At 64.9% G+C, this 23,252-nt stretch carries 27 protein-coding genes; 11 read left to right on the top strand and 16 right to left on the bottom strand.

All coding sequences use genetic code 11. The annotated features are described in order from the left end of the window. Positions 1-3: 3 nt before the first annotated feature. Genes flhB through flgB form a run of 8 tightly spaced genes read right to left on the bottom strand, consistent with a single transcriptional unit; the run spans position 4 to position 6,237 of the window. Entirely contained in the window at positions 4-1,122 is a 1,119-nt protein-coding gene (gene flhB, locus ACGYK7_RS03815) for a flagellar biosynthesis protein FlhB (RefSeq protein WP_394399155.1), read from the bottom strand. Between the two features lie 3 nt (positions 1,123-1,125). Further along, a complete protein-coding gene (locus ACGYK7_RS03810; protein WP_394399153.1) occupies positions 1,126-1,881 on the bottom strand; it encodes a flagellar biosynthetic protein FliR in 756 nt (251 codons plus the stop codon). A 2-nt stretch (positions 1,882-1,883) separates the two neighbouring features. Continuing rightward, positions 1,884-3,968: a flagellar biosynthesis protein FlhA gene (gene flhA / locus ACGYK7_RS03805; RefSeq protein ID WP_394399151.1), complete on the bottom strand. Its 2,085-nt coding sequence runs from the start codon at positions 3,966-3,968 to the stop codon at positions 1,884-1,886. Continuing rightward, positions 3,965-4,798 carry a lytic transglycosylase domain-containing protein gene (locus ACGYK7_RS03800; RefSeq protein WP_394399149.1) on the bottom strand — a complete coding sequence of 278 codons (834 nt, stop codon included), beginning with the start codon at positions 4,796-4,798 and terminating at the stop codon, positions 3,965-3,967. The genes flhA and ACGYK7_RS03800 overlap by 4 nt, the downstream gene beginning before the upstream one ends. Further along, on the bottom strand, positions 4,795-5,064 hold the full coding sequence (gene fliQ, locus ACGYK7_RS03795) for a flagellar biosynthesis protein FliQ (protein ID WP_067261035.1): 270 nt from the start codon (positions 5,062-5,064) through the stop codon (positions 4,795-4,797). Before fliQ ends, ACGYK7_RS03800 begins: the two co-directional genes overlap by 4 nt. Before the next feature lie 3 nt (positions 5,065-5,067). Continuing rightward, complete coding sequence (locus ACGYK7_RS03790; protein WP_067261033.1) at positions 5,068-5,400, bottom strand: flagellar hook-basal body complex protein FliE; 333 nt, start codon at positions 5,398-5,400, stop codon at positions 5,068-5,070. Between the two features lie 12 nt (positions 5,401-5,412). Beyond that, positions 5,413-5,823 (bottom strand): flagellar basal body rod protein FlgC, encoded by a 411-nt coding sequence (gene flgC, locus ACGYK7_RS03785; RefSeq protein ID WP_067261031.1) that lies wholly within the window; start codon positions 5,821-5,823, stop codon positions 5,413-5,415. Between the two features lie 9 nt (positions 5,824-5,832). Beyond that, positions 5,833-6,237 carry a flagellar basal body rod protein FlgB gene (flgB, locus tag ACGYK7_RS03780; protein ID WP_394399146.1) on the bottom strand — a complete coding sequence of 135 codons (405 nt, stop codon included), beginning with the start codon at positions 6,235-6,237 and terminating at the stop codon, positions 5,833-5,835. A 70-nt stretch (positions 6,238-6,307) separates the two neighbouring features. Between flgB and ACGYK7_RS03775 the strand changes: the two genes are divergently transcribed. Continuing rightward, positions 6,308-7,648 carry a FliI/YscN family ATPase gene (locus ACGYK7_RS03775; RefSeq protein WP_394399144.1) on the top strand — a complete coding sequence of 447 codons (1,341 nt, stop codon included), beginning with the start codon at positions 6,308-6,310 and terminating at the stop codon, positions 7,646-7,648. 162 nt (positions 7,649-7,810) lie between these two features. Here the strand turns inward: ACGYK7_RS03775 and ACGYK7_RS03770 are convergent, their stop codons facing one another. The 6 genes from ACGYK7_RS03770 to ACGYK7_RS03745 all read right to left on the bottom strand — a co-directional run bounded on the left by ACGYK7_RS03770 (position 7,811) and on the right by ACGYK7_RS03745 (position 13,164). After that, on the bottom strand, positions 7,811-8,959 hold the full coding sequence (locus ACGYK7_RS03770) for a lytic murein transglycosylase (protein ID WP_394399142.1): 1,149 nt from the start codon (positions 8,957-8,959) through the stop codon (positions 7,811-7,813). 119 nt (positions 8,960-9,078) lie between these two features. Next, positions 9,079-9,543 carry a CreA family protein gene (locus ACGYK7_RS03765; RefSeq protein ID WP_394399140.1) on the bottom strand — a complete coding sequence of 155 codons (465 nt, stop codon included), beginning with the start codon at positions 9,541-9,543 and terminating at the stop codon, positions 9,079-9,081. Positions 9,544-9,596: 53 nt separating this feature from the next. Next, positions 9,597-11,321 (bottom strand): SulP family inorganic anion transporter, encoded by a 1,725-nt coding sequence (locus tag ACGYK7_RS03760; RefSeq protein ID WP_394399138.1) that lies wholly within the window; start codon positions 11,319-11,321, stop codon positions 9,597-9,599. Between the two features lie 49 nt (positions 11,322-11,370). Beyond that, positions 11,371-12,288, bottom strand: coding sequence for an MBL fold metallo-hydrolase (locus ACGYK7_RS03755; RefSeq protein ID WP_394399136.1), 918 nt, complete (start codon positions 12,286-12,288; stop codon positions 11,371-11,373). After that, positions 12,288-12,728, bottom strand: coding sequence for a DUF6691 family protein (locus tag ACGYK7_RS03750; RefSeq protein WP_394399135.1), 441 nt, complete (start codon positions 12,726-12,728; stop codon positions 12,288-12,290). The genes ACGYK7_RS03755 and ACGYK7_RS03750 overlap by 1 nt, the downstream gene beginning before the upstream one ends. 1 nt (position 12,729) lies before the next feature. Then, complete coding sequence (locus ACGYK7_RS03745; protein WP_394399133.1) at positions 12,730-13,164, bottom strand: YeeE/YedE family protein; 435 nt, start codon at positions 13,162-13,164, stop codon at positions 12,730-12,732. 92 nt (positions 13,165-13,256) lie between these two features. On the opposite strand from ACGYK7_RS03745, the gene ACGYK7_RS03740 reads away from it, so the two are divergent. Next, complete coding sequence (locus tag ACGYK7_RS03740) at positions 13,257-13,562, top strand: ArsR/SmtB family transcription factor (protein WP_394399131.1); 306 nt, start codon at positions 13,257-13,259, stop codon at positions 13,560-13,562. A gap of 27 nt (positions 13,563-13,589) precedes the next feature. Here the strand turns inward: ACGYK7_RS03740 and ACGYK7_RS03735 are convergent, their stop codons facing one another. Beyond that, positions 13,590-14,048, bottom strand: coding sequence for a beta-lactamase hydrolase domain-containing protein (locus tag ACGYK7_RS03735; protein ID WP_394399129.1), 459 nt, complete (start codon positions 14,046-14,048; stop codon positions 13,590-13,592). A gap of 279 nt (positions 14,049-14,327) precedes the next feature. On the opposite strand from ACGYK7_RS03735, the gene ACGYK7_RS03730 reads away from it, so the two are divergent. Genes ACGYK7_RS03730 through ACGYK7_RS03710 form a run of 5 tightly spaced genes read left to right on the top strand, consistent with a single transcriptional unit; the run spans position 14,328 to position 17,187 of the window. Then, a complete protein-coding gene (locus ACGYK7_RS03730) occupies positions 14,328-14,774 on the top strand; it encodes a hypothetical protein (RefSeq protein WP_394399127.1) in 447 nt (148 codons plus the stop codon). After that, positions 14,774-15,460, top strand: coding sequence for a MotA/TolQ/ExbB proton channel family protein (locus tag ACGYK7_RS03725; RefSeq protein WP_394399125.1), 687 nt, complete (start codon positions 14,774-14,776; stop codon positions 15,458-15,460). Before ACGYK7_RS03730 ends, ACGYK7_RS03725 begins: the two co-directional genes overlap by 1 nt. Beyond that, a complete protein-coding gene (locus ACGYK7_RS03720; protein ID WP_394399123.1) occupies positions 15,453-15,830 on the top strand; it encodes a biopolymer transporter ExbD in 378 nt (125 codons plus the stop codon). The genes ACGYK7_RS03725 and ACGYK7_RS03720 overlap by 8 nt, the downstream gene beginning before the upstream one ends. A 2-nt stretch (positions 15,831-15,832) precedes the next feature. Next, positions 15,833-16,222 carry an ExbD/TolR family protein gene (locus ACGYK7_RS03715; RefSeq protein ID WP_394399121.1) on the top strand — a complete coding sequence of 130 codons (390 nt, stop codon included), beginning with the start codon at positions 15,833-15,835 and terminating at the stop codon, positions 16,220-16,222. Next, the gene (locus ACGYK7_RS03710) at positions 16,219-17,187 is read left to right on the top strand and encodes a TonB family protein (RefSeq protein WP_394399119.1); all 969 of its coding nucleotides are present in this window, start codon (positions 16,219-16,221) and stop codon (positions 17,185-17,187) included. The genes ACGYK7_RS03715 and ACGYK7_RS03710 overlap by 4 nt, the downstream gene beginning before the upstream one ends. Positions 17,188-17,203: 16 nt before the next feature. Here the strand turns inward: ACGYK7_RS03710 and ACGYK7_RS03705 are convergent, their stop codons facing one another. Beyond that, positions 17,204-18,538, bottom strand: a complete 1,335-nt coding sequence (locus ACGYK7_RS03705) for an aspartate aminotransferase family protein (protein ID WP_394399117.1) — start codon at positions 18,536-18,538, stop codon at positions 17,204-17,206. 172 nt (positions 18,539-18,710) lie between these two features. Here ACGYK7_RS03705 and ACGYK7_RS03700 point away from each other — a divergent pair, with 172 nt between their 5' ends. The 4 genes from ACGYK7_RS03700 to ACGYK7_RS03685 are packed head-to-tail and all read left to right on the top strand — an operon-like array spanning position 18,711 to position 23,249. Then, positions 18,711-19,718 (top strand): BMP family protein, encoded by a 1,008-nt coding sequence (locus ACGYK7_RS03700; RefSeq protein WP_394399115.1) that lies wholly within the window; start codon positions 18,711-18,713, stop codon positions 19,716-19,718. Further along, positions 19,719-21,266: an ABC transporter ATP-binding protein gene (locus tag ACGYK7_RS03695; RefSeq protein ID WP_394399113.1), complete on the top strand. Its 1,548-nt coding sequence runs from the start codon at positions 19,719-19,721 to the stop codon at positions 21,264-21,266. Beyond that, complete coding sequence (locus ACGYK7_RS03690) at positions 21,256-22,305, top strand: ABC transporter permease (RefSeq protein WP_394399111.1); 1,050 nt, start codon at positions 21,256-21,258, stop codon at positions 22,303-22,305. Before ACGYK7_RS03695 ends, ACGYK7_RS03690 begins: the two co-directional genes overlap by 11 nt. Further along, positions 22,305-23,249, top strand: coding sequence for an ABC transporter permease (locus ACGYK7_RS03685; protein WP_394399109.1), 945 nt, complete (start codon positions 22,305-22,307; stop codon positions 23,247-23,249). The genes ACGYK7_RS03690 and ACGYK7_RS03685 overlap by 1 nt, the downstream gene beginning before the upstream one ends. Positions 23,250-23,252 lie beyond the last annotated feature (3 nt).

The raw sequence follows: 23,252 nt of genomic DNA, 5'->3' as shown, positions 1-23,252 counted from the left end.
GCCTCATTCCTCTCGGATCGACGACCCGGCGGGGGGCTTGCGGCGCACGTTGCGGCGCAGGTCCATGACAAAGCCGATGATCTCGGCCACGGCTTGCCAGTGTTCCATCGGGATGCGGTCGTCGACCTCCACCGCCGCGTGCAGCGCACGGGCCAGCGGGCGGTTCTCGATCATCGGAATGTCGTGTTCCTTGGCCAACTCGCGGATGCGGTGGGCCATGACATCGGCCCCTTTGGCCACGCAGACCGGCACATCATCGACCCCCTGTTCATATTTCAGCGCCACGGCGTAATGGGTCGGGTTGGTCAGGATCACGCTGGCGTTGGGAATGGCCTGCGCGATGCGCTGGCGGGCGCGGGCGCGGCGCAATTCGGCGCGGCGGCCCTTGATCTGCGGATCGCCCTCGCTGTCCTTATGCTCGTCGCGGATTTCCTTGAGGCTCATCATCTGTTTCTTTTTCCACTGCGCCCGCTTCCAGATGATGTCGGCGATGGCGATGGGCACCAAAAGCACGGTGGTGACCAGAAAAATCCAGCGCACCTTTTGCAGGGTCGCTTGCAGCAGCGTCTCTGGGATGAAAGCCCGCGTCTGGCCCAGCGACTGCGCGATGTCGCGCACGGCCCAGACGGTGATGAAACCGATCACCAGCACCTTGGCGGTGTTCTTGGCGAATTCGACGAAAGCCTCGGCCGAGAACAGCCGCTTGAACCCCGACAGCGGGTTCAGCTTGGAGAACTTGGGCTTGATCCGCTCGGCCGAGACGACGGTCTCGCCTTGGATCAAAACGCCGAAGAGGGCTGCCAGCACCATGATCCCCACCACCGGCATCATCGCCAGCCCCAGCGTGAAGCCTAGCGATTTCAGCACCTGGCCCGCTTCGGCCACGCCGGTGCCGCCGGTGCCGATGGCGGTCACACCCGCCCCCAAAAGGGGGCTTTGCAGCGCCGCCACGATACCGTCGATCGAGGCGGGAAGCACGAAGATCAGGATCATCAGCAGGGCAAAGACCAGCATCGCGGTGCCGGTCTCGCGCGATTGCGGCACGTCGCCTTTCTTGCGCGCGTCGCGGAGCTTTTTCTCCGTCGGCTCTTCGGTCTTACTGCTCTTGTCCTCTTCCGACATGGGCTAGAATCCGTAGGTGGTGAGCCAATTCGCGAAAGGCTCAAGAAACCCGCGCATCATGGTCGGAACCGCCAGCACCATCAAGGCCAGCCCGGCGGCGATCAGCAAGGGCTGGGCGATAAAGAAGACCTGAAGGCTCGCCATCATGCGGTTGGCCAGACCCATCCCGACGTTCAGCACCAGACCGGCGACATAGAAGGGCGCTGCGATGGACAGGCCAAGGTAGAGGCTCACCTGCGTTGCCCGCGCGAATTGATCGGTCAGATCGGCCAGCATGAAGGTGCCGGGGACGAAGACCTGATAGGACATGAGCAGCGATTCAATGATGAGGTGGTGCAGATCAGTGACGAAAATCAGCGCCGTGGCCCCGATCAACAGCATCGCCGCCATAGAGGTCGCCCCCTCGAAAGCGCCGATGTTCGGGGCCAAAGCATTCGCCAGCCCCGACATCAGGGCCATCTGATAGCCCGCGAATTGCAGCGCCGAAAGCAGCGTGCGCGCCACCAGCCCAATCCAGAGGCCCACGGTGATCTCCGAGCCAAAGATCAACAACAGGGCACCGGGGCGGTCTTCGGCCACGGGGCCAAGGCCGGTCACGGGATAGAGCGCGGCGCTAAGGATCAGACCAAAGAACAACCGATGCCGCATGGGCACCGAGGTCTCCCCGAACCCCGGCATGAACACAAGCGCGCTGCCGATCCGGGCGAAAACGACGAAATACCCCATTAGGGCATCGGTCAGGAGGGCCGAAAGGTCCATCCCTAGCCCCCGATGGTGGCGACGGTCCGCAGGGAGACCTTGCGATGGATCTCGGCGTTGGAGATCACCGGCGTCATCGGGCTGACCCGTTCCAGCATGGAGCGCACATAGGACCGCGCCTCGGGGTTGACCATCAGCGCGGGCCAACTGTCTTCCGAGGCGAAGCGCTGGATCTGCTGGCGCGCTTGCAGCACGAATTCCTGCACCCGTTTGGGCGACATGACAAAGGTGCGATCCTCGCCCACGATCTTGACCGCCTCGATGAACTCCGCCTCCCATGAGGGCGACAGGGTGATGACCGGCACGAAGCCCTGCCCATCGGCCAGCCCTTGGCAAATCTGGCTCGACAGGCGGCGGCGCACATTCTCCAGCACCAGCGCGGGCTTGGAGGTCTGGCGCGTGGCCTCGGCCATCGCCTCGACGATCAGCGGCAGGTTGCGGATCGAGACACGTTCAAGCAGCAGTTCCTGCAAGACCTGCTGCACCAGAATGGCGGGGGAGGGGACGGGCAGGTCGTTGACCAGCTTTTGATAGTTCCGGTCCAACCCCTCAATCGCCTCTTTTGCCGACCCATAGGTGAGCAGCTCGGACATGTTCTCTTTGACCACTTCGGTTAGATGCGTGGTGATCACACTTTCCGGGTCCACCACGGTATAGCCCTGCGCCTCGGCCTGATCGGCGACCTTGCTGTCGACCCAAAGCGCGTCGAGGCCGAAGGTCGGCTCGCGCGTGGCCTCGCCCGGCAGTTGCAGCGGCGCGCCTTCGGGGTTGATCACCATCATCTGATTGGCGCGGATGTCACCCTTGGCCACATCGACGCCGTGAATTTGGAAGGCGTAGCTGTTGATTGGCAGGCTCACGTCATCCTTGATCCGCACCGAGGGCATGGGAAAGCCGAATTCCTCGGCGAAATGTTTGCGCAGGGATTTGATCTTGCTCGGCAGTACCGCATCGGGGCGGTTGGCCAACGCCACCAGCCCTTCGCCCAGTACCAGCCGCAGCTCATCCAGATGCATCGGGTTGCTGTCGACCTCTGGCATGTCCTGCTGTTTCTGCGCCTCGGCATCGGCCTTCGCCTTGGCCTCAGCCGCCTCGGCCGCGCCGCGCTGGATGACCACGCCCAAACCCACCATGGCCGCGGCCAAAAGGGCAAAGACCAGCAGCGGAAAGCCGGGCAAAAGGCCGATACCGAAGAGCAGCAGCGCCGCCATGTAAAGCGCCTTGGGGAAGTTCGAAAGCTGATCGAAGACCGCCTCATTGGCCGCCCCCCGCGTGCCGCCCTTGGTCACGATCAGACCGGCGGCGAGCGACACGACAAGCGCCGGAATTTGGCTGACCAGCCCGTCGCCAATGGTTAGCGAGGTAAAGACGTTAAAGGCATCGCCCACGCCCATGCCACGCTGCACGACACCGATCAGGATGCCGCCGATCACGTTGATCAGCGTGATGATCAGCCCCGCCACCGCATCGCCGCGCACGAATTTCGAGGCACCGTCCATGGCCCCGAAAAACGCGCTTTCGTCCTCAAGCTCCTTGCGGCGGCGGCGGGCCTCGTCTTCGTCGATCAGCCCCGCGCCCATATCGGCGTCGATCGCCATCTGCTTGCCCGGCATCGCATCCAGCGAGAACCGCGCGGCGACCTCGGCGATGCGGGTCGAGCCCTTGGTAATCACGACGAAATTGATGATCACGAGGATGGCAAAGATCACCACGCCGATGACGAAATTGCCCGCCACAATGAACTTGGAGAACCCTTGAATCACATCCCCCGCCGCATGCATCCCCGCATGGCCTTCGCTAAGGATCAGCCGGGTCGAGGCCACGTTGAGCGACAGGCGCAGCATGGTGGTGACGAGCAGCAGCGTCGGGAAAGAGTTGAACTGCAAGGGGGACGGAATCCAAAGCGCCACCATGAAGATCAGCACCGAGAGCGAGAGCGACAGCGCCAGCCCGAAGTCCAGCAGGATCGGCGGCAGCGGCAGGAAGAGCACCGCCAGCACCAGCGCCATGCCGACGGCAAAGCTCACGTCCTTATTGGCGCCAAACATGCTCAACTGCGGCAAGAGGGTATTGGGTTTCGTGCTCATCCCGCATCCTCCGCCCGGACGGTGGTGAACTGCGGCAGAACCGGCTGCATCTCATGGGCCGAGTAAAGCGAACGCCGCGCGTTCGCCGCCCCGCCGATCTGCGCGCCCCATGTGGCCTTGGCCGCCAGCCTGTCATAACTGCCTGACGTGTTGCGGGCCGTCTTGCGTGGACGCGCGGGAACGGGGCTGGCGCTGGCCAGCGCCTGAAACTCCGGCAGCCGCGCATTGGCGGCGGAAATGTTCTTTTGCAGCCGGTCGAGGTAGGTGTCGCGGTATTCCGGCTCAAAGGAGTGGTACGACCCCGCCGCCTGTAGCCAACTGCCCGTGCGCCGGTGCAAGCGCTTGAGGAAACGCGCCGCGTAGTCGACGTTCACCCGTGGATCGAACCCCTGGACGGGGCTGTCGAAAGCATCCGGGTGCCAGCGCATGTTGATCTGCATACAGCCCACGTCGATGGAGCGGATGCCGCTTGCCTGACGCTCTGCAATCCAATCCAGCGCGGCAGTGCGGCTGTCGAACAGCCGCCCTTCGCCCGCGGCATTGACCGCATAGGGCCAGACGGTGAAATGCCCGTTGCGGCGGGTGCCCGCCTCTTGCAGGCCGATGGCCAGCAGCAGATTGTCGGGGATGCCATGCCGGGTTTGGGCGGCAAGGATCTCGCGGATGCAGACGCCTTCGGGCCCGCCCTTGGCGGCCAGCGTCCGCGCGGTCTTGGTCACCGCGTTTTTCTGTGACGGCTCATAGAAAGACCCCCAGCCCTGCGCGAGAGTGGGGGAGGCAAGCGCGGCGCCCAGAAGGGCCGCCGCCGCGATATGCCGCCAGCCCCTCATAGCCCACCGTTCTGCACGAGGTCGAAAATCGTGTCCGACAGGTTCTTCAGCGTCGCATACATGAAGGGCGTTGCCGCCAGCAGGGTGACAAAGATCATCACGATTTTGGGCACGAAGGTCAGCGTCATTTCCTGAATCTGCGTGAGCGCTTGAAAGAACGCGATCACCAGACCAATCGCCAGCGCCACCCCCAACACCGGACCCGAGGCCAGAAGCACGGCCCAGACGGTAGCAGAGATGATGTCATAGGTCTGGGTTTCGGTCATGGCCTAGATCGGCATCCGCAGAATTTCCTGATAGGCTTCGACAAAGCGGTCGCGCACAGAGACGGCCACTTTGACGGTGGATTCCATCGCCAGCATGGCTTCGACAACCTGCTGGGTATCCGCCTCACCGCGCAGCCCGGCTTGGGCCACGGCTTCGCCCTCGCGCACCGTTTCCAGCGCGCTTTCCGAGGCTTGCTGCACCATATTGGTGAAACTATTGGCGCTGGCGCCGGCCTCTTCGGCGATGGCTTCGCCCTTTTGCGCCGTCAGCGATTGCGAGGTGCGATAGGCACCACGGACCGCGGCGGTCGAGATCAGGGAGGCGGGATCGCTCATCTCAGGTCAGCCTCACTTCAGCAGGTCGAGCATCTGACCGCGCATCCGGCGGCCCGACTCGAACATGTTCATATTGGCCTCATAGTTGCGCGAGGCTTCGCGCATGTTGGCCATCTCGATGATCGGATCGACATTGGGGCGTTTGACATAGCCGGTTTCATCCGCCGCCGGATGCGCCGGGTCATAATCGCGGCGAAAGGGGGATTGGTCGCGCCCGATACGGTCGACCTCCACCAAAGAGCCGCCGCCATTGCGGTCGATCAACTCCGAGAAACTGATGGTCTTGCGGCGAAATGGATCGGCGCCGGGCGTGGTGCCCGTTGAATCGGCATTGGCCACGTTTTCCGAGATCACCCGCAAACGCGCGGTCTGCGCGGTCATCCCGCTGGCGGCGATCTTGGCGATGGACTGAAGCGGATCCATGGGCTTTCCTTACCTGTTTCCGGTGACGGCCATGGTCAGCATGTCATAGCTTTTGCGGTAAAGCTGTGCGGCCAACCTGTAGTGATCGCCAATCTCGGCGGCTTTCACGGCCTGTTCTTCGAGGTTCACGGTATTGCCATCCAGCGTGGTGCCCTTGGCGTGGCCATCCGTCACCTCGCGCACGCCGGGCGTGCCATGGGCGACGCCGGTGAAGTGTTTGTCATGGGTGGTCACCAGCCCGGTATCACGCGACAACTCGCCGCTGAGCATCGTTTCAAAGGAGGACACGTCGCGCGCCTTGTAATTCGGAGTCGAGGCATTGGCGACGTTTTCCGACACGACCTTTTGCCGGGCCGAGAGCCACTGCATCCGGTCCGACGCCAGTCCAAGAATAGAAAGATTAGACAAGTTCATTTTTTTGCCTATAGCCTGTTTAATCCTTGTATAGTAAATATTGCCCCGCGCTCCTAGAGGAAATTTATCCATGCAGACACTCTTTTCCGAGCTGACCAGTTTCGCCCGCGAGGCAGGCGAGGCCGAGATCACCGGCGAAGTGCGCGCGATCACCGGCATCACGCTGACCGCCGTGGGGTTGGAGCGGGTCTTAGGCATTGGCGAGCGTTGCATCGTGCATGGCTCCGACGGGCCGGTCCATGCCGAGGTGGTGGGGCTGGGCAGCCACGGTACGGAATTGCTCCCCTTCGGCTCATGGCGCGGGGTGGCGGCGGGCGACCGGGTCGAGGTCGCGATTGGCCGCGATGTGATCCGCCCCGATGAAAGCTGGAAGGGCCGGGTGATCAGCGCGTCGGCCACACCGCTCGACGGGAAAGGGCATCTGCCCGAGGGCAACGAGCCCCGCCCGCTGCGCGCCGCCCCGCCCGGCGCCTTCGACCGCAAGCGCATCGGGCCAAAACTGGCGACCCATGTGCGCGCGCTCGATGTTTTCACGCCGCTTTGTCAGGGCCAGCGCTTGGGTATTTTTGCGGGCTCTGGTGTGGGTAAATCGACGCTGATGGCTATGCTGGCACGCTATACGGAGTGCGATGTGGTCGTCATGGCACTGGTCGGCGAACGCGGGCGCGAGGTGCAGGATTTCATCGCCTCCGACCTCGGCCCCGAGGGGATGGAGAAGGCGGTTCTCGTCGTCGCCACGGGCGATGAGCCGCCGCTGACCCGCCGCCAAGCCGCTTGGACCGCCATGGCCGTGGCCGAACATTTCCGCGATCAGGGCCAACATGTGCTGCTCTTGATGGACAGCATCACCCGCTTCGCCATGGCGCAGCGTGAAATCGGCCTCGCCTCGCGCGAACCGCCCACCGCCAAGGGCTATCCGCCGACGGTTTTTTCGGAGCTTCCCCAGATGCTGGAACGCGCCGGGCCGGGGCCGGTGGGCAAGGGCGACATCACCGCGATTTTCACCGTTTTGGTGGATGGCGACGACATGAACGATCCCATCGCCGACGCGGTGCGCGGGATCACCGATGGGCATATCGTGCTCGACCGCAAGATCGCCGAAAAGGGCCGCTACCCGGCGATTGACCTGCTGGCGAGCGTCTCTCGAACGTTGCCGGATTGCCACAGTGATGTGGAATATACGCTCCTCACCGCTGCCCATAAGGCGCTGGCGGCCCATGCGGATATGGAGGAATTGATCCGCATCGGGGCCTACCGCGCGGGCAGCAACCCCGAGCTTGACCGCGCCATCGCCTTTGCCGGACCTTGCGAAGCCTTCCTCAGCCAGCGCAAGGCTGAACACACCCCGCCACAATCCTCTTTCGCCGAGGTGGCAGGGATGCTCGACCGCGCAGGCATCAGCCCGGGCTAGGCCTTACCGCAGATTGACCTTCTCGGGTCGCCCGGTCGCAGGCCGGGCAGCGCCGACCCGCCCTCCTGGGGCGGCGCTGCCCTCCATGGTTTAAAAAACGTCGCCCCGATTGCCTTGCCGCCAGCCCCAGCGTGGAGGGTGGGAAGGACCGAGCTACGTCGCCTACTGCAACCGGCGCAGCAACTCGACCGAAGGCTCACCCGTCGCGGGCAGGCCCACGCTGGCCTGATAGGCGCTGATCGCTTTGCGGCTGTTCGGCCCGATCACCCCATCCGCGCCATCGGTATCGAACCCCCGCGCGGTTAGCCGTTGCTGTAACGCGATGCGGTCGTCCTTGGTCAGCCCATTGGCGTCGGGCGGGAAACTGCCGCGCAGCGGCCCGCCGCCCGCGATCCGATCCGCCAGATGGCCCACGCCAATCGCATAGCTGTCGGAGTTGTTGTAGCGTTTCAGCGCGCGGAAGTTGCTGGTCACCACGAACTGCGGCCCGCCCGCCTGCGGCTGGATCACCGACCCCGCGCTGGCGGGGAGGCTGCCCAACTCGCCGCCCCATTTCAGCCCCCGCGTCCAGCCGTTGCGCGACAGATATGCGGCGGTAGAGGCCAGCGCATCGCTGGGGTCTTCCGACCAGATATCGCGCCGCCCATCGCCGGTGAAATCCACCGCGAAGGCTTGGTAAGAGGTGGGGATGAACTGCGTATGTCCCATGGCCCCGGCCCAAGAGCCGGTCAGCCGGTCGGCCGTGATGTCACCGTTTTGCAGGATCTTCAGCGCTGCGATCAACTGCTTTTCAAAGAACGCCCCGCGCCGCCCGTCATAGGCCAATGTCGAGGTGGCCGAGACGACAGGCACATTGCCGCGCCGCTCGCCAAAGAAGCTCTCCAGGCCCCAGACCGCCGCGACGATCTCTGCGGCCACGCCATAGCGGCTCTCAATCGCGTTCAATGTGCTGCGGTGGCGGGCAAAGGCCGCGCGCCCCATGGAAACACGCTCGTCCGAGGCGGCGATGGCGAGGTAATCTTCCAAGCTGCGGCTGAATTCCGTCTGGTTGCGGTCGCGCTTGACCACGCCGGGCAGATAGCCCGCGCCGCGAAACCCTTGGGCCAAGGTGCTGGCCGAAATCCCCTGTGCCGAGGCGCGGCTTTTAAAGGCTGCGACCCATGCGTCATAGCCCGCGTTGGGCACGGGGCGCAGATCGTCCGGCACCCCCGCCGCCGCCGCGGGGCCAAGCGCGCCGCCCCCGGTCGAACAGGCCGAGGTCAGCCCCAATGCGGCAAGGCCGAATGCGAATGTTCTGCGTGAATGTCTCATAAAACCTGCCTGTCGCTGCGTTGTTGCCTTTCCGCGCAGCATATCGCAGGCAGGCAGCCCGACAAGGCGGGATCGCGCTGATGGCAAGGCTTTGCCTAAGCGATCTTTGGCTTTTGGCTCTACTGGCCGGGCTGGTACAAAGGCACCGTCGACATGGAGGTCTTGGCCGAGCCGTCCTGCACCTGCTGGCTGTGGCTGATGTAGATCAGCGTATTGTTCGCTTCGTCGAAAATACGCTTGACCTTCAAAGTCTTGAAGATGATCGAGCGACGCTCGCTAAAGACGTTTTCGCCCTCGTCGCCACGGTCGATATCGCCGATCTCAATCGGGCCGGTCTGGCGGCAGGAGATCGAAGAGTTTGACGGATCTTCGAACCAATTGCCCTTTTGCAGCCGGTCTATCAGCCCGCGTTCGAAATAGGCGAGATGGCAGGTCACGCCCTTCACCTTGGGGTCGGCCACGGCTTCGACGATGATGTCATTGCCCAGCCAATCCACATCCACCTTGCCCACCTCCTCGGCAGTGGCGGCGGTGGCGAAAATACTGGCGGAGAGGGCGGCGGCGCGGGCAAATGTCTTGTTCATGGCAGGCCAACGCGCAGCGGGCGGCGCGGTTCCGGTAAATTCGCACGGCGGCCTCACCGCCGGGATTTGGCCAGCGCGCAGGCCGCCTCATGCTGGCTGAGAAAGACCTCGCCGGTCAGTTCGTCGAGGAAATGGCTGCGCTTCAACCGATCCATCACCGGGCCTTTGACCTCGCTCAGGTGCAGGCGGATATCGGCGTCCTTCAGCCGCGTGTTGATCGCCTCGAGCGACTCCAGCGCTGAAAGGTCGATCTCGTTCACCGCCGGGAACATCAGCACCACATCTGTCAGCTCCGGCTTGTCGGCGGCATATTGGGCCAGTTGATCCTCCAAAAACCGTGCGTTGGGGAAATAGAGGCTCTCGTCAACCCGCAGGCTCAGCACATGGGGCTGGGTCTCGACTTCGTGGCGCAGCACGTTGCGGAAATGCTCGGTCCCCGGCACCCGGCCCACCACGGCCATATGCGGGCGCGAGGTCTTGTAAAGATGCACGAGGATCGAGGTCACGACGCCCGCGCTGACCCCGGCCTCGACGCCGAAGATCAGCGTCAGCAGGATCGTCACGCTGACGGCGGCGAAATCGGCGTGGCTGAAGACCCAGGCCCGTTTCAGGATCGAGAAGTCGACGAGGCTCAGCACCGCGACGATGATCGTGGCGGCCAGCGTGGCCTTGGGCAGGTAGTGGATGAGCGGCGTCAGGAACAGCGCCGCCAGCGCCAGCCCGACCGCGGTGAAGGCGCCCGCGGCGGGGGTCTCGGCGCCCGCGTCGAAATTCACCACCGAGCGCGAGAAGCCCCCGGTGACCGGAAAGCCGCCGGTGAAAGCCGCACCGAGGTTGGCGCTGCCGAGACCGATCAACTCCTGATCCGGGTCGATCCTCTGGCGTTTCTTCGCGGCCAGGGTCTGGGCCACGCTGATGCTCTCGACAAAGCCGATGACGGAGATCAGCAGCGCCGGGACAAGAAGCTGCGACAGCAGGTCAGGCGAAAAGGAGGGCAGGGTGAACGGCGGCAGGCTTTGCGGCACTTCGCCCACGATCGAGACGCCGCGCGCGCCCAGATCGAAGGCCCAAACCGCCACTGTCGTCGCCACGATCGCCAGCACCGGCCCGGTCTTGGCGCCGATATCCGCCATACGCGGCCCCAGCCCCATACGCCGCAGCAGCGGCTTCAGCCCGCCGCGCACCCAGAACAGGAAGGCCGTCGCGGCCAGCCCCAGCCCGAGGGTGATGACATTAATCTCCCTTAGATGCGCCCAGAGGCTGGATAGGATCTGCGGCAGGGTATGGCCCTCCGCCTCAATCCCCAGAATATGCCGCAACTGGCTCGCGGCGATCAGGATGCCAGAGGCGGTGATGAAGCCCGCGATCACCGGATGCGACAGGAAATTCGCCAGAAACCCCAGCCGAAACAGCCCGAGCGCCAGCAGCATCGCGCCCGACAGGAAGGCCAGTGTCAGCGCCGCCGTGACATAGCCCGCCGTGCCGCTCTGCGCGATCTCGCCCACCGCCGCCGCCGTCATCAGTGAGACCACGGCCACCGGCCCCACCGCCAGCGCGCGGCTGGTGCCGAAGATGGCGTAGAGCACGATGGGCGCGATGGAGGCATAGATCCCGGCCTCGGGCGGCATGCCCGCCAAGAGCGCATAGGCCAGCGATTGCGGGATCAGCATGATCGTGACGATCACCGCCGCGATCATATCCCCGGTGAAGTGGCCACGGTCATAGCGCCGCCCCCAGTCGAGGATCGGCAGATAATGCGAAAGCGAAGGAAGGGTCATGGGCGGCGATCCGTCAGAAAGGGGCGGCCCAATGGGCCACCCGGTTGGCTCAGTCGAAACGGTTCACCGGCAGTTTCAGGTAGTGATGGCCGTCATCCTCCGCCGGGGGCAGCCGCCCGCCGCGCAGGTTGATCTGCAATGCGGCGAGGATGCGGTTGGGCAGCGACAGGGTCGCGTCCCGTTTCTGACGGCGCTCGATATAATGCTCGCGCTTGGTGCCATCTTTGACATGGATGTTATGGGCGCGGTGTTCGTCCACCGTAGCCTCCCACTGCGGCTCATCGCGGCCATCGGTGCCGTAGTCATGGCCGATGTAAAGCCGCGTGTCGCCGGGCAGGGCGAGGATGTCTTGGATCGAGTCCCACAACTCCTCGGTCGTGCCGCCGGGGAAATCCGACCGCGAGGTGCCGGCATCGGGCTGCATCAGCGTGTCATGTACAAAAGCCGCATCGCCGCAGACATAAGTGATCGACCCCAGCGTATGCCCGGGCGACAGCATCACCTTGGCGTCCAACTCGCCGATCTTGAAGGTCTCGCCCTCCTGAAACAGGTGGTCGAAGTCGCGGTCGGGGTCGAAGGCCTCGGGCAGGTTGTAAAGATCGGCCCAAATCTTGGCGATCTCAGGCACCAGCGCGCCGATGGCATTGGGCGCGCCCGTCCGCTCTTTCAACTGGGCCGAGGCCATGACGTGATCCGCATGGGGGTGGGTGTCGAGTACCCATTCCACGCTCAGACTGTTCTCCTTCACGAGGTCCAGCACCTGATCCATGCTTTCCGTGGTGAACTTGTAGTTCTTCGGGTCGAAGTTCCACACCACGTCGATCAGCGCGGCCTTCTTCGTCGCCGGATCGGCGCAGATGTACTGGATCGAACCGGTGTCGGGTTCATAGATGCCCCAGACATCGGGGCTGCCTGCCCCTGTCGAAGGGGAGTGGCGCACGACGGGTGAATTGAGAGGGTCGCTCATCAGGCTGGTCCTTTCTTGGTTTTAGAGGTCAAATCAGGGCTGTGCCGGGCGATCCACATGCCGCCCAGCATGAAGGGGACAAAGATCAAAGTGCCGCTGGCCGCGAGGGGCAGGGCGGTCAGTGCCGGGCCGGGGCAAAAGCCGCCCAAGCCCCAACCGATGCCGAAAATCGCGGCGCCGGTCAGCAGTTTCGGCTCAAGATCATTGCGGGTGGGCAGGCGGAATTTGCGATCGAAATAGGGGGTCTGACGGCTGCGGAACAGCCATGCGAACCCCGGTGCCGTCACCGCAATGGCGCCGCCCATGACAAAGGCAAGGCTGGGATCCCATGTGCCGAAAATGTCAAGGAAGTTCAAAACTTTGGCCGGGTCGGCCATGCCGGAAACGATCAGGCCGATGCCGAACAAGAGGCCGGAGAGGAGGGCGAAGAGCTGTTTCACGTCACCCTCCGATCACATGGCGCATGACAAAGACGGTCACGACTGCCGTCGCCATGAAGGTCACCGTCGCCACGATGGACCGCGCCGAGCCTCGGCTGATCCCGCAGACCCCGTGGCCCGAGGTGCAGCCATTGCCATAGGTCGCACCAAAGCCGACGAGCAACCCGGCGACGGCCATCAAAACGGGGTTCGACGGCACCCATTGCTGCGGCCATCCGCCCGAGGTGATCAGCCAAAGCGGTGCCGCGAGCAAAAGCCCCAGTACGAAAAAAAACGACACGCCCCGCGCTTCGCCATCGCTGTTGCGGGCGAATAGCCGTGAGGTCAGCCCGCTGATCCCCGCGATGCGCCCGTTCGTGGCCATCAGCAGCACCGCCGAGACCCCAATCATCGCGCCGCCGCCCAGCGACAGCCATGGTGTGAATTCGGTTTCCATCTCTCTACTCCTTACGGCCTGCCAAGCGGCTGGCTTGTGTCAGACTGTAAAGTAGTATATATTACGCTTTCATAATATTCAATGATGCTAATATGAAAAACACGGACGACTTTCTGGAGGGCGATATCGCCGGGGCTGCGGCGCTCATGACGATGCTTGCATCGGAGGCGCGGTTGCAGATCCTGTGCCGTCTGATCGGGGGGGAGCGCTCGGTCGGGGATTTGGCGCAGGCCTGCGGTCTGTCGCAATCCACCATGTCGCAGCAGTTGAAAAAGTTGAAAGATGCCGGTCTGGTCGACAGCCGCCGGGCGGGTCAGACGATCTTTTACCGCGTCAAGGGGCAGGAGGCCGTGGCCGTTCTGGAAACGCTGCACGGCCTATACTGCACGCAAAAGTAAAGCGCCCGGTAAAACCGGGCGCCTCTCTCACGCTTTGCTATCCGCGTAGGATTTGACCAATTGGCCGATCTTCTCTTCGGTCAGGTCGATGCCCCGGGCCTTGCCCTCCTGCAAGGCCGTATCACCGTCCCAGCCCTTATCCGCCGCGAGCGCCATCAAGGTCATCGCCCCTGCACGTTTGCCCGAAGCGCAGTGCAGAAACACCGGCTGGGGCAGGTCGTCTAGTGACTTGCGGAATTCATCCACTGTCTCGGGGCCGAGGCTGTCCGGCGTGACCGGGTGGTGCAGGTAGTTCAACCCCAGTTTCTCGGCCACCAGCCGCTCCGCATCGGGGGACAGGCCGCCTTTCTCATCCGAGGCGCGGAAGTTCACCACCGTTTTCATGCCGGCGGAAGCTGCCTGCTCTAGCGCTTTGGCGTCCGGCGTGAACAGGGCCACGGTATGGGCAGGGTCGATGGTCGCGATCTTCTGGCTGTCGTCGGTCATTCTGGCCTCCTTCTCTGCGCGAATGCGGTCGTCTCGCATGTCGTGGTTTCAGCTTCCCAACACCAACCCGACGCAACTGTTCCCTGCCTGTCAAATAGGCAGCACCACACCCATTTAATCCGAGTATTAAAGTCAGGATTGTCACCGCCGCCCGGTTTTGCTAGGCAGCAGGCAGAAATTCCGCTTGGCGCAAGAGGTGTTGCGACGATTCTGCCCTGCCGGGGCAGGCGCCCCAACGCTGCGCCGTGATCAAAGACAAACCCATCGGGAGCCACCCCCATGCCGCATTTTCGTTCCGCGTTCCTCGCGGCCCTGTCCCTGACCATCGCCCAAGGCGCCGCCGCCGAGACGCCCGCCGCGACCCCGGCCAGCGCCGCGCCCGCGCTCAAGGTCGAGCTCAATGCCGCCGACACCACAGAGGCCAATTGCAAGCTGACCTTCCTCATCACCAACGAGCTTTCCGCCCCGCTCGACAAGGCGGTCTATGAAACCGTGCTCTTCGACCGCGAAGGCACCGTGAACCGGCTGACGCTCTTCGATTTCGGCGAACTCCCCGTTGGCCGCCCGCGCGTGCGTCAATTCGTGGTGCCGCAAACCACCTGCGAGAACCTTGGCCGCATCCTCTTTAACGGCGCGCAAAGCTGTGAGGGCGCGGGGATCGAGGCGGGCACCTGCGAAAACGCGCTGGCCCCGGCGACCCGGACCGAGATCGAGGTGCTGGGCTGATGGAACAACTCGATGAATTGTTGACCCCCCTGCGGGGCATTGCCGAAACCGGTGGCCCGGTGGTGGTGATCCTGATGGCCGTGGCCGTGCTGACCCTTGCGGTCGCCCTCTATAAGACATGGCAGTTCCGCGCCGCCGCCGTGGGCCGTCACCGGGCGCTCTCCGAAGCGGTCAACGCGTGGGAGCGCGGCGATGCCGCCGCCGCCCGTTCGGCGCTGGGCCGGTCGAAAAGCTACCTTGCCCCGGTGATCGAACTGGCCATGTCCGCGCCCGAGGCCGGTGCTTCGCGCTTGCAGGCGGAGGCCGAGATGCGTTTTGCCAAGCTTGAGCGCGGTTTCCGCCTGCTCGATTCCGTGGCGCAGCTTGCCCCGCTCTTGGGTCTCTTCGGCACGGTTCTGGGCATGATCGAAGCCTTCCGCGCCTTGCAGGATGCAGGCTCTCAAGTGGACCCGTCGATCCTTGCCGGTGGCATCTGGGTGGCGCTTCTGACCACGGCCGTGGGGCTTGTCGTGGCCATGCCGACCGCACTGGTGCTCAGCTGGCTTGAGCAACGTATGGAGACCGAACGCGTCATCGCCGACAAGGCGATCCTGACCGTGCTGCACCCGGGCCAGAACGCGGCCTCTGCCGCTGCGCCCGCCGCCACCCCCTTTGCCGCCGCCGCGCCCCGGCCAGCCCATGGCTAGGCCACGCCGGCGGCGCAACCGCCTCTCCATGACCTCCCTGATCGACGTGATCTTCCTGCTGTTGTTGTTCTTCATGCTGACCTCGACCTTCTCAAAATTTGCCGAGATCGAATTGGCCGCAGCGACATCCGGGGCAGGGGCCGAGACGGGGGCGAAACCGTTTTTCCTGCAACTGACCACCGAGGGGCTGCGCCTCAACGGCGATGCGCTGGCGCTTGACGCGCTGACCGCCAGCCCCTTGGCCGAAGCCGAAGAGGGCACCCCGCTTTTGGTCTCGCTCGGGGCCGAGGTCGAGGCGCAGGCGCTGGCCGATCTGCTCATCGCGCTGCGCGCCCTGCCGAGGCTCAGCGTCTCGGTTCTGGAGGGCTGACCATGCGACCCATCGCCAAGGCCAAACCGCAACGCGAACCGACCATCGCGCTGATCAACATCGTCTTTCTGATGCTGGTCTTCTTCATGGTCGCAGGCACCCTGTCACAGCCGCTGGACTCCGATCTCAACCTCGTCGAAACCCGTGAACTTGAGGGCCGCGCCCCGCCCAATGCGCTGGTGGTCCATGCCGATGGCCGCATGACCTACGCAGGCCAAGACCGCTCCAGCGTGGCCGATTTCATCGACGCGCTGCCCGAAGAAGAGCGCGACACCGTCCGGCTCCTCCCCGACCGCGCGCTGCCCGCCCGCCGCCTTGTGGAACTGACCCGCGAGCTGCGCGGGGCAGGGGCCGCGCGCGTCATGCTTGTCACCGAAAGGGCGCTGCAATGATCCCCCGTTCCGGTCTCGCCAAAACACTGTCCATCGGCGTCGCGGCCAGCCTCGTCGTGGGCGTGTCGCAACTCGCCCAGATTGACGACAGCGCCAAGATCGCAGGCGGCGGCGCGCCCGCCGCTGCCCAGCTTGGCACGCGGTTCGAGGATATGGCCATCGGCACATTGGATGCCGAACCGGTCGAAGAAATCACCCCAACCCCCGCGCCCGAACCGCTGGAGACCGCAGAGGCGCTGCCGCCGACCCCCGCGCCGGAACCCACGCTCACCCCCACGCCTTCGGCCGTCGCAGAGCCGGTGCAGGCGATGGAGGCTGAACCCATGCCCGTCGCCCCGCCCGCCGCCTCGCCGACAGAGACGCCGGTCTTGCCCGCCCTGACCCCGGTCGAAACCCCGCCCGAGACGACTGAGGCCACGCCAACCATCACGGCCGCCGCCCCGGTGCCGCCGGTCGAAACCCTCACCGCCGAGGCCGAGGATGACGCGCCGCGCCTGTCGCAGCGCCCGCAGCGCCGCGATCCCGAACGCGCCGCCGAGGCGGCCAAAAAGGCCAAGCCCAAGCCGCAGCCGAAACCCAAGCCCAAGCAAACCACGCGTGGCAATGCAAAGCGCAACAATACCAAGGGCGCGCAGACTGCCAGCCGCGCGGGCAATGCCGCGCAATCGGGCGCGCAACAGCGTGCCGCGGCGCCTGCGGGGAATGCGGCAGCCAGCAACTATCCGGGCCAAGTCATGAGCCGCATCGCCCGCGTCGGCAAGCCGCGCGTCCGCTCCCGCGGGACGACGACGATCGCCTTTTCCATCGGTGGGGGCGGGCAGTTGGCAGGGGTCCGCGTGGCCCGCAGCTCCGGGTCGGCGGCGCTGGATCAGGCGGCGCTTGGCATCATCCGACAGGCCGCCCCATTCCCGCGCCCGCCTGCCGGGGCGCGGCGCAACTTCTCGATCCAGATCAAAGGCCGATAACGGGCAGGCGGAGGGCTCAGCCCTCCGCGATCGCCCCATCGACTGCCGCGCCCAGCATCTCGACCGTCATCTCGATTTCCTCAGGCGGGGAGGTAAAGGCCGGGGCCAGCAAAACGTGATCCCCCGCCGTGCCATCGGCGCAGCCCTGGGAGGGGTAGCAGATCATCCCCGCCTCCATCGCGGTGCGTTGGATCTTGCCCGCAAGGTTGCGGCTGACGTCGAAGGGCGTCTTGCTGTCGCGCTCGGCCACCAGTTCGATGGACCAAAATAACCCGCGCCCGCGAATGTCTCCGACATGGGCGTGCTGGCCAAAGCGGTCGCGCAGCGCGGTTTCCAACTGCTGCCCCCGGGCGCGCACCGCACTCAGCAAATCGCGGCTCTCGACCTCTTGCAGCACCGCCAGCGCGCCCGCCGTGGCCACCGCATGGGACATATAGGTGTGCCCGTTCCACAGGTTGCCGCTGCCCGCCATGATCGCCTCGATCACGCTTTGCCGCGCCATCACCGCCGCGATCGGCTGGTAGCCCGCGCCGAGCCCCTTGGCCATGGTGGTGATATCGGCGCAAATCCCTTCCTGCTCCAACGCAAACAGGCTGCCGGTGCGCCCCATGCCGCACATCACCTCATCGGCGATGAGCAAGACACCATGGCGGTCGCAGATCTCACGCACATGTTTGAAATACCCCTCGGGCGCGGGCTGCGAGCCGAGCGAGGCGCCGACCACCGGCTCGGCCACGAAGGCGGCGACCGTCTCCGGCCCCAGCTCGACGATCCGCGCTTCCAATTGATCCGCCAAGCGCCGCGCGAAATCCGCCGTGCTCTCGCCTGCGCGTTGCAGCCGGTAGGCATAGGCGGCGTCGATATGTTCCACCTCCATCAACATCGGGGCGAAGGGCTTGCGGCGCCCGGCATGGCCGCCCACCGCCAGCGCGCCCAGTGTGTTGCCGTGATAGCTCGGGGCGCGGGCGATGATCTTGGCGCGGGCCGTGTCGCCGCGCTCCAGATGGTACTGCCGCGCCAGCTTTAGCGCCGCCTCCATCGCTTCGGACCCGCTGCCCAGATACATGACCCTGCCATCGCCCGTACCCTCAGGCGCGCGTGCGATCAGATGGTCGGCCAGCGCCTCTGCGGGGGCGTTGGTGAAAAGGCCAGTATGGGCAAAGGCAAGCTTGTCCATCTGCGCGGCAACGGCGGCGCGCACGGCGGCATTGTCATGCCCAAGGCTCGACACAGCCGCGCCGCCACAGGCGTCCAGATAGCGCTTCCCTTTGTCATCAATAAGGAAATTTCCTTCGCCGCGGACGATCACAGGTTGCGTGGCGCGCAGGTTACGGTGCAATACATGGCTCATCGTAGAATCCGATCCTTGGGGTCGACCCTATTTACCGCTTCGCCTGCTGACTGCCACATTAATCAGCACAAGGCGCCTATTCGGAAAAGCTTGGGCTGACCTAGGGTCAGGAGAAGCTTGACAGGTAAAATATTTTATCAAACGGTAAAATACCTAACCAACGGGGGATAAAATGACACAACGCAATTTCACACGCCGCTTCCTATTGGGCACGGCGGCCATGCTGGCAGGTGCCAGCCTTTTGCCGCAGGGCGCGCTGGCCGCCGAGCCGATCAAGCTCGCGGGCGTCTATACCGTGCCGGTGGAACAGCAGTGGGTCAGCCGCATCCACAAGGCCGCCGAGGCAGCACAGGCGCGGGGCGACATCGAGTACACATTTACCGAAAATGTCTCCAACACCGACTATGCCCGCGTGCTGCGTGAATATGCCGAAGCCGGCAACCAGCTGATCGTGGGCGAGGTCTTCGGCGCCGAGGCCGAGGCGCGCGAGGTCGCCGCCGATTATCCCGAGGTCGCCTTCCTGATGGGGTCCAGCTTCAAGCAGGACGAGGCGCTGTCGAATTTCGCGGTCTTCGATAACTATATTCAGGATGCCGCGTATCTCTCGGGCATCGTTGCGGGCGCCATGACCGAGAGCGGCAACATCGGCATGGTCGGCGGCTTCCCGATCCCGGAAGTGAACCGCCTGATGCATGCCTTCATGGCCGGCGCGCGCGAGATGAACCCCGAGATCAAGTTCCAGGTCAGCTTCATCGGCTCCTGGTTCGATCCGCCCAAGGCCAAGGAAACCGCCTTCGCCATGGTCGAGCAGGGGGCTGACGTGCTCTATGCCGAGCGCTTCGGCGTGTCGGACGCGGCGCAGGAGAAGGGCGTTCTGGCGATCGGCAACGTGATCGACACGCAAGGAGAATACCCCGAGACGGTCGTCGCCTCCGCCCTGTGGCATTTCGAGCCGACGCTCGACGCCGCCATCGCCGCGGTGAAGGGGGGCGAGTTCAAGGCCGACGACTACGGACGCTATTCCTTCATGGCCGAGGGTGGCTCCTCGCTCGCCCCTCTGGGCACCTTCGAGGGCAAGGTTCCGCAGGCGGCGATGGACATGGTCAAAGAGCGTGAACAGGCGATCAAGGACGGCTCCTTCACCGTCGAGATCAACGACGAAGAGCCGAAGTCCAACTAAATGACCGATCAAAACCCCGAGGCGCAGGTGGTCCTGCGCCTCGATGGCATTACCAAGCGATTTGGCAAGCTTACCGCCAATGACGCGATCAGCTTCGATCTGCGGCAGGGCGAAGTCATTGCCCTGCTGGGCGAGAACGGCGCGGGTAAGACCACGCTGATGAATATCCTTTTCGGCCACTACACGCCGGACGAAGGCTTCGTCGAAGTGTTCGGGCAGCGTCTGCCCGCCGGCAACCCCCGCGCGGCGCTCGCCGCTGGTGTCGGCATGGTGCACCAGCATTTCACGCTGGCCGACAACATGTCTGTTCTGGAAAACATCGTCCTCGGCACCCGCTCGATCTGGCGGCCCGGCTTTGGCAGGACGCAGGCACGTCAAAAGATCGTGGCGCTGATGGCGGACTACGGTTTGCGCGTGGACCCCGATGCGCAGGTCGGCAGCCTCAGCGTGGGCGAACGGCAGCGGGTCGAGATCCTCAAAGCCCTCTACCGCGAGGCGCGCATCCTGATCCTCGACGAGCCGACCGCCGTCCTGACCCCGCAGGAGACCGAAGACCTCTTCGCCACCATGCGCAAGGCCGTCGCCCTTGGCCTTTCGGTCATTTTCATTTCCCACAAGCTGCATGAAGTCATGGCGATCTCCTCCCGCGTCGTGGTGCTGCGTCACGGAAAGCTGGTGGCCGAGGCCAAGACCGCCGAGACCGACCGCGCCGCCATGGCGCAGATGATGGTGGGCAGCGAAGTCGCGGCACCCGTCGTGCGACGCGCCGATCCCGGTGCCGCGCTGGTGACGCTTCGAGGTGTTTCGACACCGGATGTCGGCAGCGCCCCGGGGCTGAAAAACGTCGATCTCGCGCTGCGCGCAGGCCAGATCACCGGCCTCGCCGGGGTCTCCGGCAACGGGCAGACCGCGCTTGCCGATCTGATCGGCGGGCTCATTCGCCCCGCCTCGGGTACGTTTCACGTGAAGGGCGACGCGCCGCGCGGCTGGTCCCCCCATGCCGCCATCGGCGCGGGCATCGCCCGCATCCCCGAGGACCGCCACAAGACCGGCACCATCGCCGATTTCGACCTCACCGAGAACGCGGTGCTCGAGCTTTACTCCCGCCCCGGTTTTTCCCGCCACGGCTGGATGAACTGGCGCGCCGCGCGCGATTTCGCGGCCAAGATCATCCAGGGCTACGACGTGCGCTGCCCCGGCCCGGAAACCCGCATCCGCCTTTTGTCGGGCGGCAACATGCAAAAGCTGATCCTCGGCCGCGTGCTGGAAACCGCGCCGTCGGTCGTGCTGGCCAACCAACCGGTGCGCGGCCTCGACATCGGCGCGCTGACTTACGTGCACGAACAACTGCTGGCCGCCCGCGACCGCGGGGCGGCGGTGCTGCTGATCTCCGAAGATCTCGACGAGGTCACGGCGCTGTCGGACGTGATCCATGTGATCTCTGAAGGCCGCCTCTCGCCCCCCTTCGCCCGTGGCGCGCTCACCCCCGCCGAGTTGGGCGTCTGGATGGCGGGCGATGGATTCGAGGAGACCTCTCATGCGGCTTGAACCCGTCGCCAACCCCACATGGACCCGTTCGCTGGGCCTGCCCGCGCTGGCGCTTTTCGCCACCGTTGTCGTGGCCTCGCTTCTGGCGATGGTCGCAGGCGCGCAGCCGTTTTCGGTACTGGGCCTGATCGTCAAAGGCGCCTTCGGCTCGAAATTCGCGCTGTTGGAGACGCTTAACCGCGCCACGCCGCTGATCTTCACCGGCCTCGCCGTCGCCGTCGCCTTCCGCGCCAAACTTTGGAACATCGGCGCCGAGGCGCAGCTTTACATGGGCGCGGTGGTCACCGTGGTGCTGGGCACCGGCGCGCTGGCATGGCCCAGCTTTGCGCTGCTGCCGACGATTGCCCTCGCCGCCATGCTCGCCGGGGCCGTGGTGCTGCTGGTGCCGACCTTCCTGAAAACCCGCTTCGGCGTCGATGAGGTCGTCACCACGCTCCTGCTGAACTTCGTCGTGCTGCTCTGGGTCTCGATGCTGCTCGAAGGTCCGCTGAAGGACCCGATGGGCCTCGGCTGGCCCAAGTCCGCGCGGCTGATCGGGGAGGCGCGTCTGCCGCGCATCGCGGAGGGGCTGCGGCTGCACTGGGGCTTCGCCCTCGCACTGATCTCGGCCCTCGTCGTCTGGGTGATCCAGCGTCGCAGCACGCTGGGCTACGAGATGCGCGCGGTGGGTCTGAACCCCGCCGCGGCACGTTTCGCGGGCATCCCGGTGAACGCGGTGCTGATCAAAACGGCGCTGCTGTCGGGCGGGCTTGCCGCGCTGGCGGGCTTTTCCGAGGTGGCGGGGCTCAAGGGCAACCTCACCTTGGATATCTCGCCGGGCTTTGGCTACACCGGCATCATCGTCGCCATGCTGGCCCTGCTGAACCCGCTTGGTGTGGTCGTCGCGGCGCTTTTTGTCGCCGGCATTTTCGTCGGGGCCGACAGCATGAGCCGCGCCGCCGGTGTGCCCACCTACCTTGCCGACATCATGCTGGCGCTGGCGCTTCTGGCGATGGTGCTGGCGATCATGCTCACGAAATTCCGGGTGAGGCGCGACTGATGGACATTCTCGACATCCTCCTTCAGGCGAGCTTTTGGGCCGCCGCAATCCGCATCGCCTCGCCCCTGATCTTCGCCGCCTTGGGCGAGCTCATCTGCGAGCGGGCAGGGGTGCTGAACCTCGGCATCGAAGGCATCATGGTTGTCGGCGCCTTCGCCGGCTGGCTCACCGTCTACCTCGGCGGCGGGCTTTGGTTCGGCGTCGCGGTGGCGATGCTTTCGGGCATGGCCTTCGGGCTGGTGCATGGCGTGCTCACCGTGCCCTTCGGCCTCAGCCAGCATGTCGTCGGCCTTGGCATCACGCTTTTGGCGACCTCGCTCACCTATTACTGCTACCGCCTCGCGCTGCCCGAAGTGACTTCGCCCCCAAAGATTGAGGCCTTCCAGCCGCTGGAAATCCCGCTTCTGTCCGAGATCCCGGTGATCGGCCCCGCGCTTTTCAACCAGACCCCGCTGACCTATCTGGCCTTTGTGCTGGTGCTGGTGGTGACGCTGGTGCTCTACCGCACGCCCATGGGCCTCGCCCTGCGCGCGGCGGGGGAGAACCCGGCGGCGGTCGAGGCGCAGGGGCTCAGCGTCTCGGCGATCCGCATCGGCGCGGTCATGGTTGGCAGCGGGCTGATGGCCGTGGGCGGGGCGTTTCTCACCATGTCGGCTTTCAACTCCTTCTTCTTCGAGATGGTCAACGGCCGCGGCTGGATCTGCATCGCGCTGGTGGTTTTTGGCTCGTGGAAACCGGGAAAGACGCTTCTGGGCGCGGTGCTCTTTGCGGCCTTCGACGCGTTGCAAATCCGCGTGCAGCAGACGCCGCTCGGTGCCGACATCCCCTACCAGATTTTCCTGATGGCGCCCTATATCCTGTCGATCCTCGCGCTTGTCGTCATGTCGCGCCGGGCGCAGGTGCCAGCGGCGCTGATGGTGCCGTTTAATAAGGGTGAGCGCTGAAAG

This window comes from Sulfitobacter sp. 1A15299, from assembly GCF_043556915.1.
Taxonomy (GTDB): Bacteria; Pseudomonadota; Alphaproteobacteria; order Rhodobacterales; family Rhodobacteraceae; genus Sulfitobacter.
Note: the sequence above shows the minus strand (reverse complement) of the source record. Positions and strands in the feature narration are given on the sequence as shown.

What these genes read in the sequence shown, in the direction of transcription:
- flhB (WP_394399155.1), bottom strand. Translation starts at nt 1,122, where the DNA reads ATGTCGGAAGAGGACAAGAGCAGTAAGACCGAAGAGCCGACGGAGAAA.
- ACGYK7_RS03810 (WP_394399153.1), bottom strand. Translation starts at nt 1,881, where the DNA reads ATGGACCTTTCGGCCCTCCTGACCGATGCCCTAATGGGGTATTTCGTC.
- flhA (WP_394399151.1), bottom strand. Translation starts at nt 3,968, where the DNA reads ATGAGCACGAAACCCAATACCCTCTTGCCGCAGTTGAGCATGTTTGGC.
- ACGYK7_RS03800 (WP_394399149.1), bottom strand. Translation starts at nt 4,798, where the DNA reads ATGAGGGGCTGGCGGCATATCGCGGCGGCGGCCCTTCTGGGCGCCGCG.
- fliQ (WP_067261035.1), bottom strand. Translation starts at nt 5,064, where the DNA reads ATGACCGAAACCCAGACCTATGACATCATCTCTGCTACCGTCTGGGCC.
- ACGYK7_RS03790 (WP_067261033.1), bottom strand. Translation starts at nt 5,400, where the DNA reads ATGAGCGATCCCGCCTCCCTGATCTCGACCGCCGCGGTCCGTGGTGCC.
- flgC (WP_067261031.1), bottom strand. Translation starts at nt 5,823, where the DNA reads ATGGATCCGCTTCAGTCCATCGCCAAGATCGCCGCCAGCGGGATGACC.
- flgB (WP_394399146.1), bottom strand. Translation starts at nt 6,237, where the DNA reads ATGAACTTGTCTAATCTTTCTATTCTTGGACTGGCGTCGGACCGGATG.
- ACGYK7_RS03775 (WP_394399144.1), top strand. Translation starts at nt 6,308, where the DNA reads ATGCAGACACTCTTTTCCGAGCTGACCAGTTTCGCCCGCGAGGCAGGC.
- ACGYK7_RS03770 (WP_394399142.1), bottom strand. Translation starts at nt 8,959, where the DNA reads ATGAGACATTCACGCAGAACATTCGCATTCGGCCTTGCCGCATTGGGG.
- ACGYK7_RS03765 (WP_394399140.1), bottom strand. Translation starts at nt 9,543, where the DNA reads ATGAACAAGACATTTGCCCGCGCCGCCGCCCTCTCCGCCAGTATTTTC.
- ACGYK7_RS03760 (WP_394399138.1), bottom strand. Translation starts at nt 11,321, where the DNA reads ATGACCCTTCCTTCGCTTTCGCATTATCTGCCGATCCTCGACTGGGGG.
- ACGYK7_RS03755 (WP_394399136.1), bottom strand. Translation starts at nt 12,288, where the DNA reads ATGAGCGACCCTCTCAATTCACCCGTCGTGCGCCACTCCCCTTCGACA.
- ACGYK7_RS03745 (WP_394399133.1), bottom strand. Translation starts at nt 13,164, where the DNA reads ATGGAAACCGAATTCACACCATGGCTGTCGCTGGGCGGCGGCGCGATG.
- ACGYK7_RS03740 (WP_394399131.1), top strand. Translation starts at nt 13,257, where the DNA reads ATGAAAAACACGGACGACTTTCTGGAGGGCGATATCGCCGGGGCTGCG.
- ACGYK7_RS03735 (WP_394399129.1), bottom strand. Translation starts at nt 14,048, where the DNA reads ATGACCGACGACAGCCAGAAGATCGCGACCATCGACCCTGCCCATACC.
- ACGYK7_RS03730 (WP_394399127.1), top strand. Translation starts at nt 14,328, where the DNA reads ATGCCGCATTTTCGTTCCGCGTTCCTCGCGGCCCTGTCCCTGACCATC.
- ACGYK7_RS03725 (WP_394399125.1), top strand. Translation starts at nt 14,774, where the DNA reads ATGGAACAACTCGATGAATTGTTGACCCCCCTGCGGGGCATTGCCGAA.
- ACGYK7_RS03720 (WP_394399123.1), top strand. Translation starts at nt 15,453, where the DNA reads ATGGCTAGGCCACGCCGGCGGCGCAACCGCCTCTCCATGACCTCCCTG.
- ACGYK7_RS03715 (WP_394399121.1), top strand. Translation starts at nt 15,833, where the DNA reads ATGCGACCCATCGCCAAGGCCAAACCGCAACGCGAACCGACCATCGCG.
- ACGYK7_RS03710 (WP_394399119.1), top strand. Translation starts at nt 16,219, where the DNA reads ATGATCCCCCGTTCCGGTCTCGCCAAAACACTGTCCATCGGCGTCGCG.
- ACGYK7_RS03705 (WP_394399117.1), bottom strand. Translation starts at nt 18,538, where the DNA reads ATGAGCCATGTATTGCACCGTAACCTGCGCGCCACGCAACCTGTGATC.
- ACGYK7_RS03700 (WP_394399115.1), top strand. Translation starts at nt 18,711, where the DNA reads ATGACACAACGCAATTTCACACGCCGCTTCCTATTGGGCACGGCGGCC.
- ACGYK7_RS03695 (WP_394399113.1), top strand. Translation starts at nt 19,719, where the DNA reads ATGACCGATCAAAACCCCGAGGCGCAGGTGGTCCTGCGCCTCGATGGC.
- ACGYK7_RS03690 (WP_394399111.1), top strand. Translation starts at nt 21,256, where the DNA reads ATGCGGCTTGAACCCGTCGCCAACCCCACATGGACCCGTTCGCTGGGC.
- ACGYK7_RS03685 (WP_394399109.1), top strand. Translation starts at nt 22,305, where the DNA reads ATGGACATTCTCGACATCCTCCTTCAGGCGAGCTTTTGGGCCGCCGCA.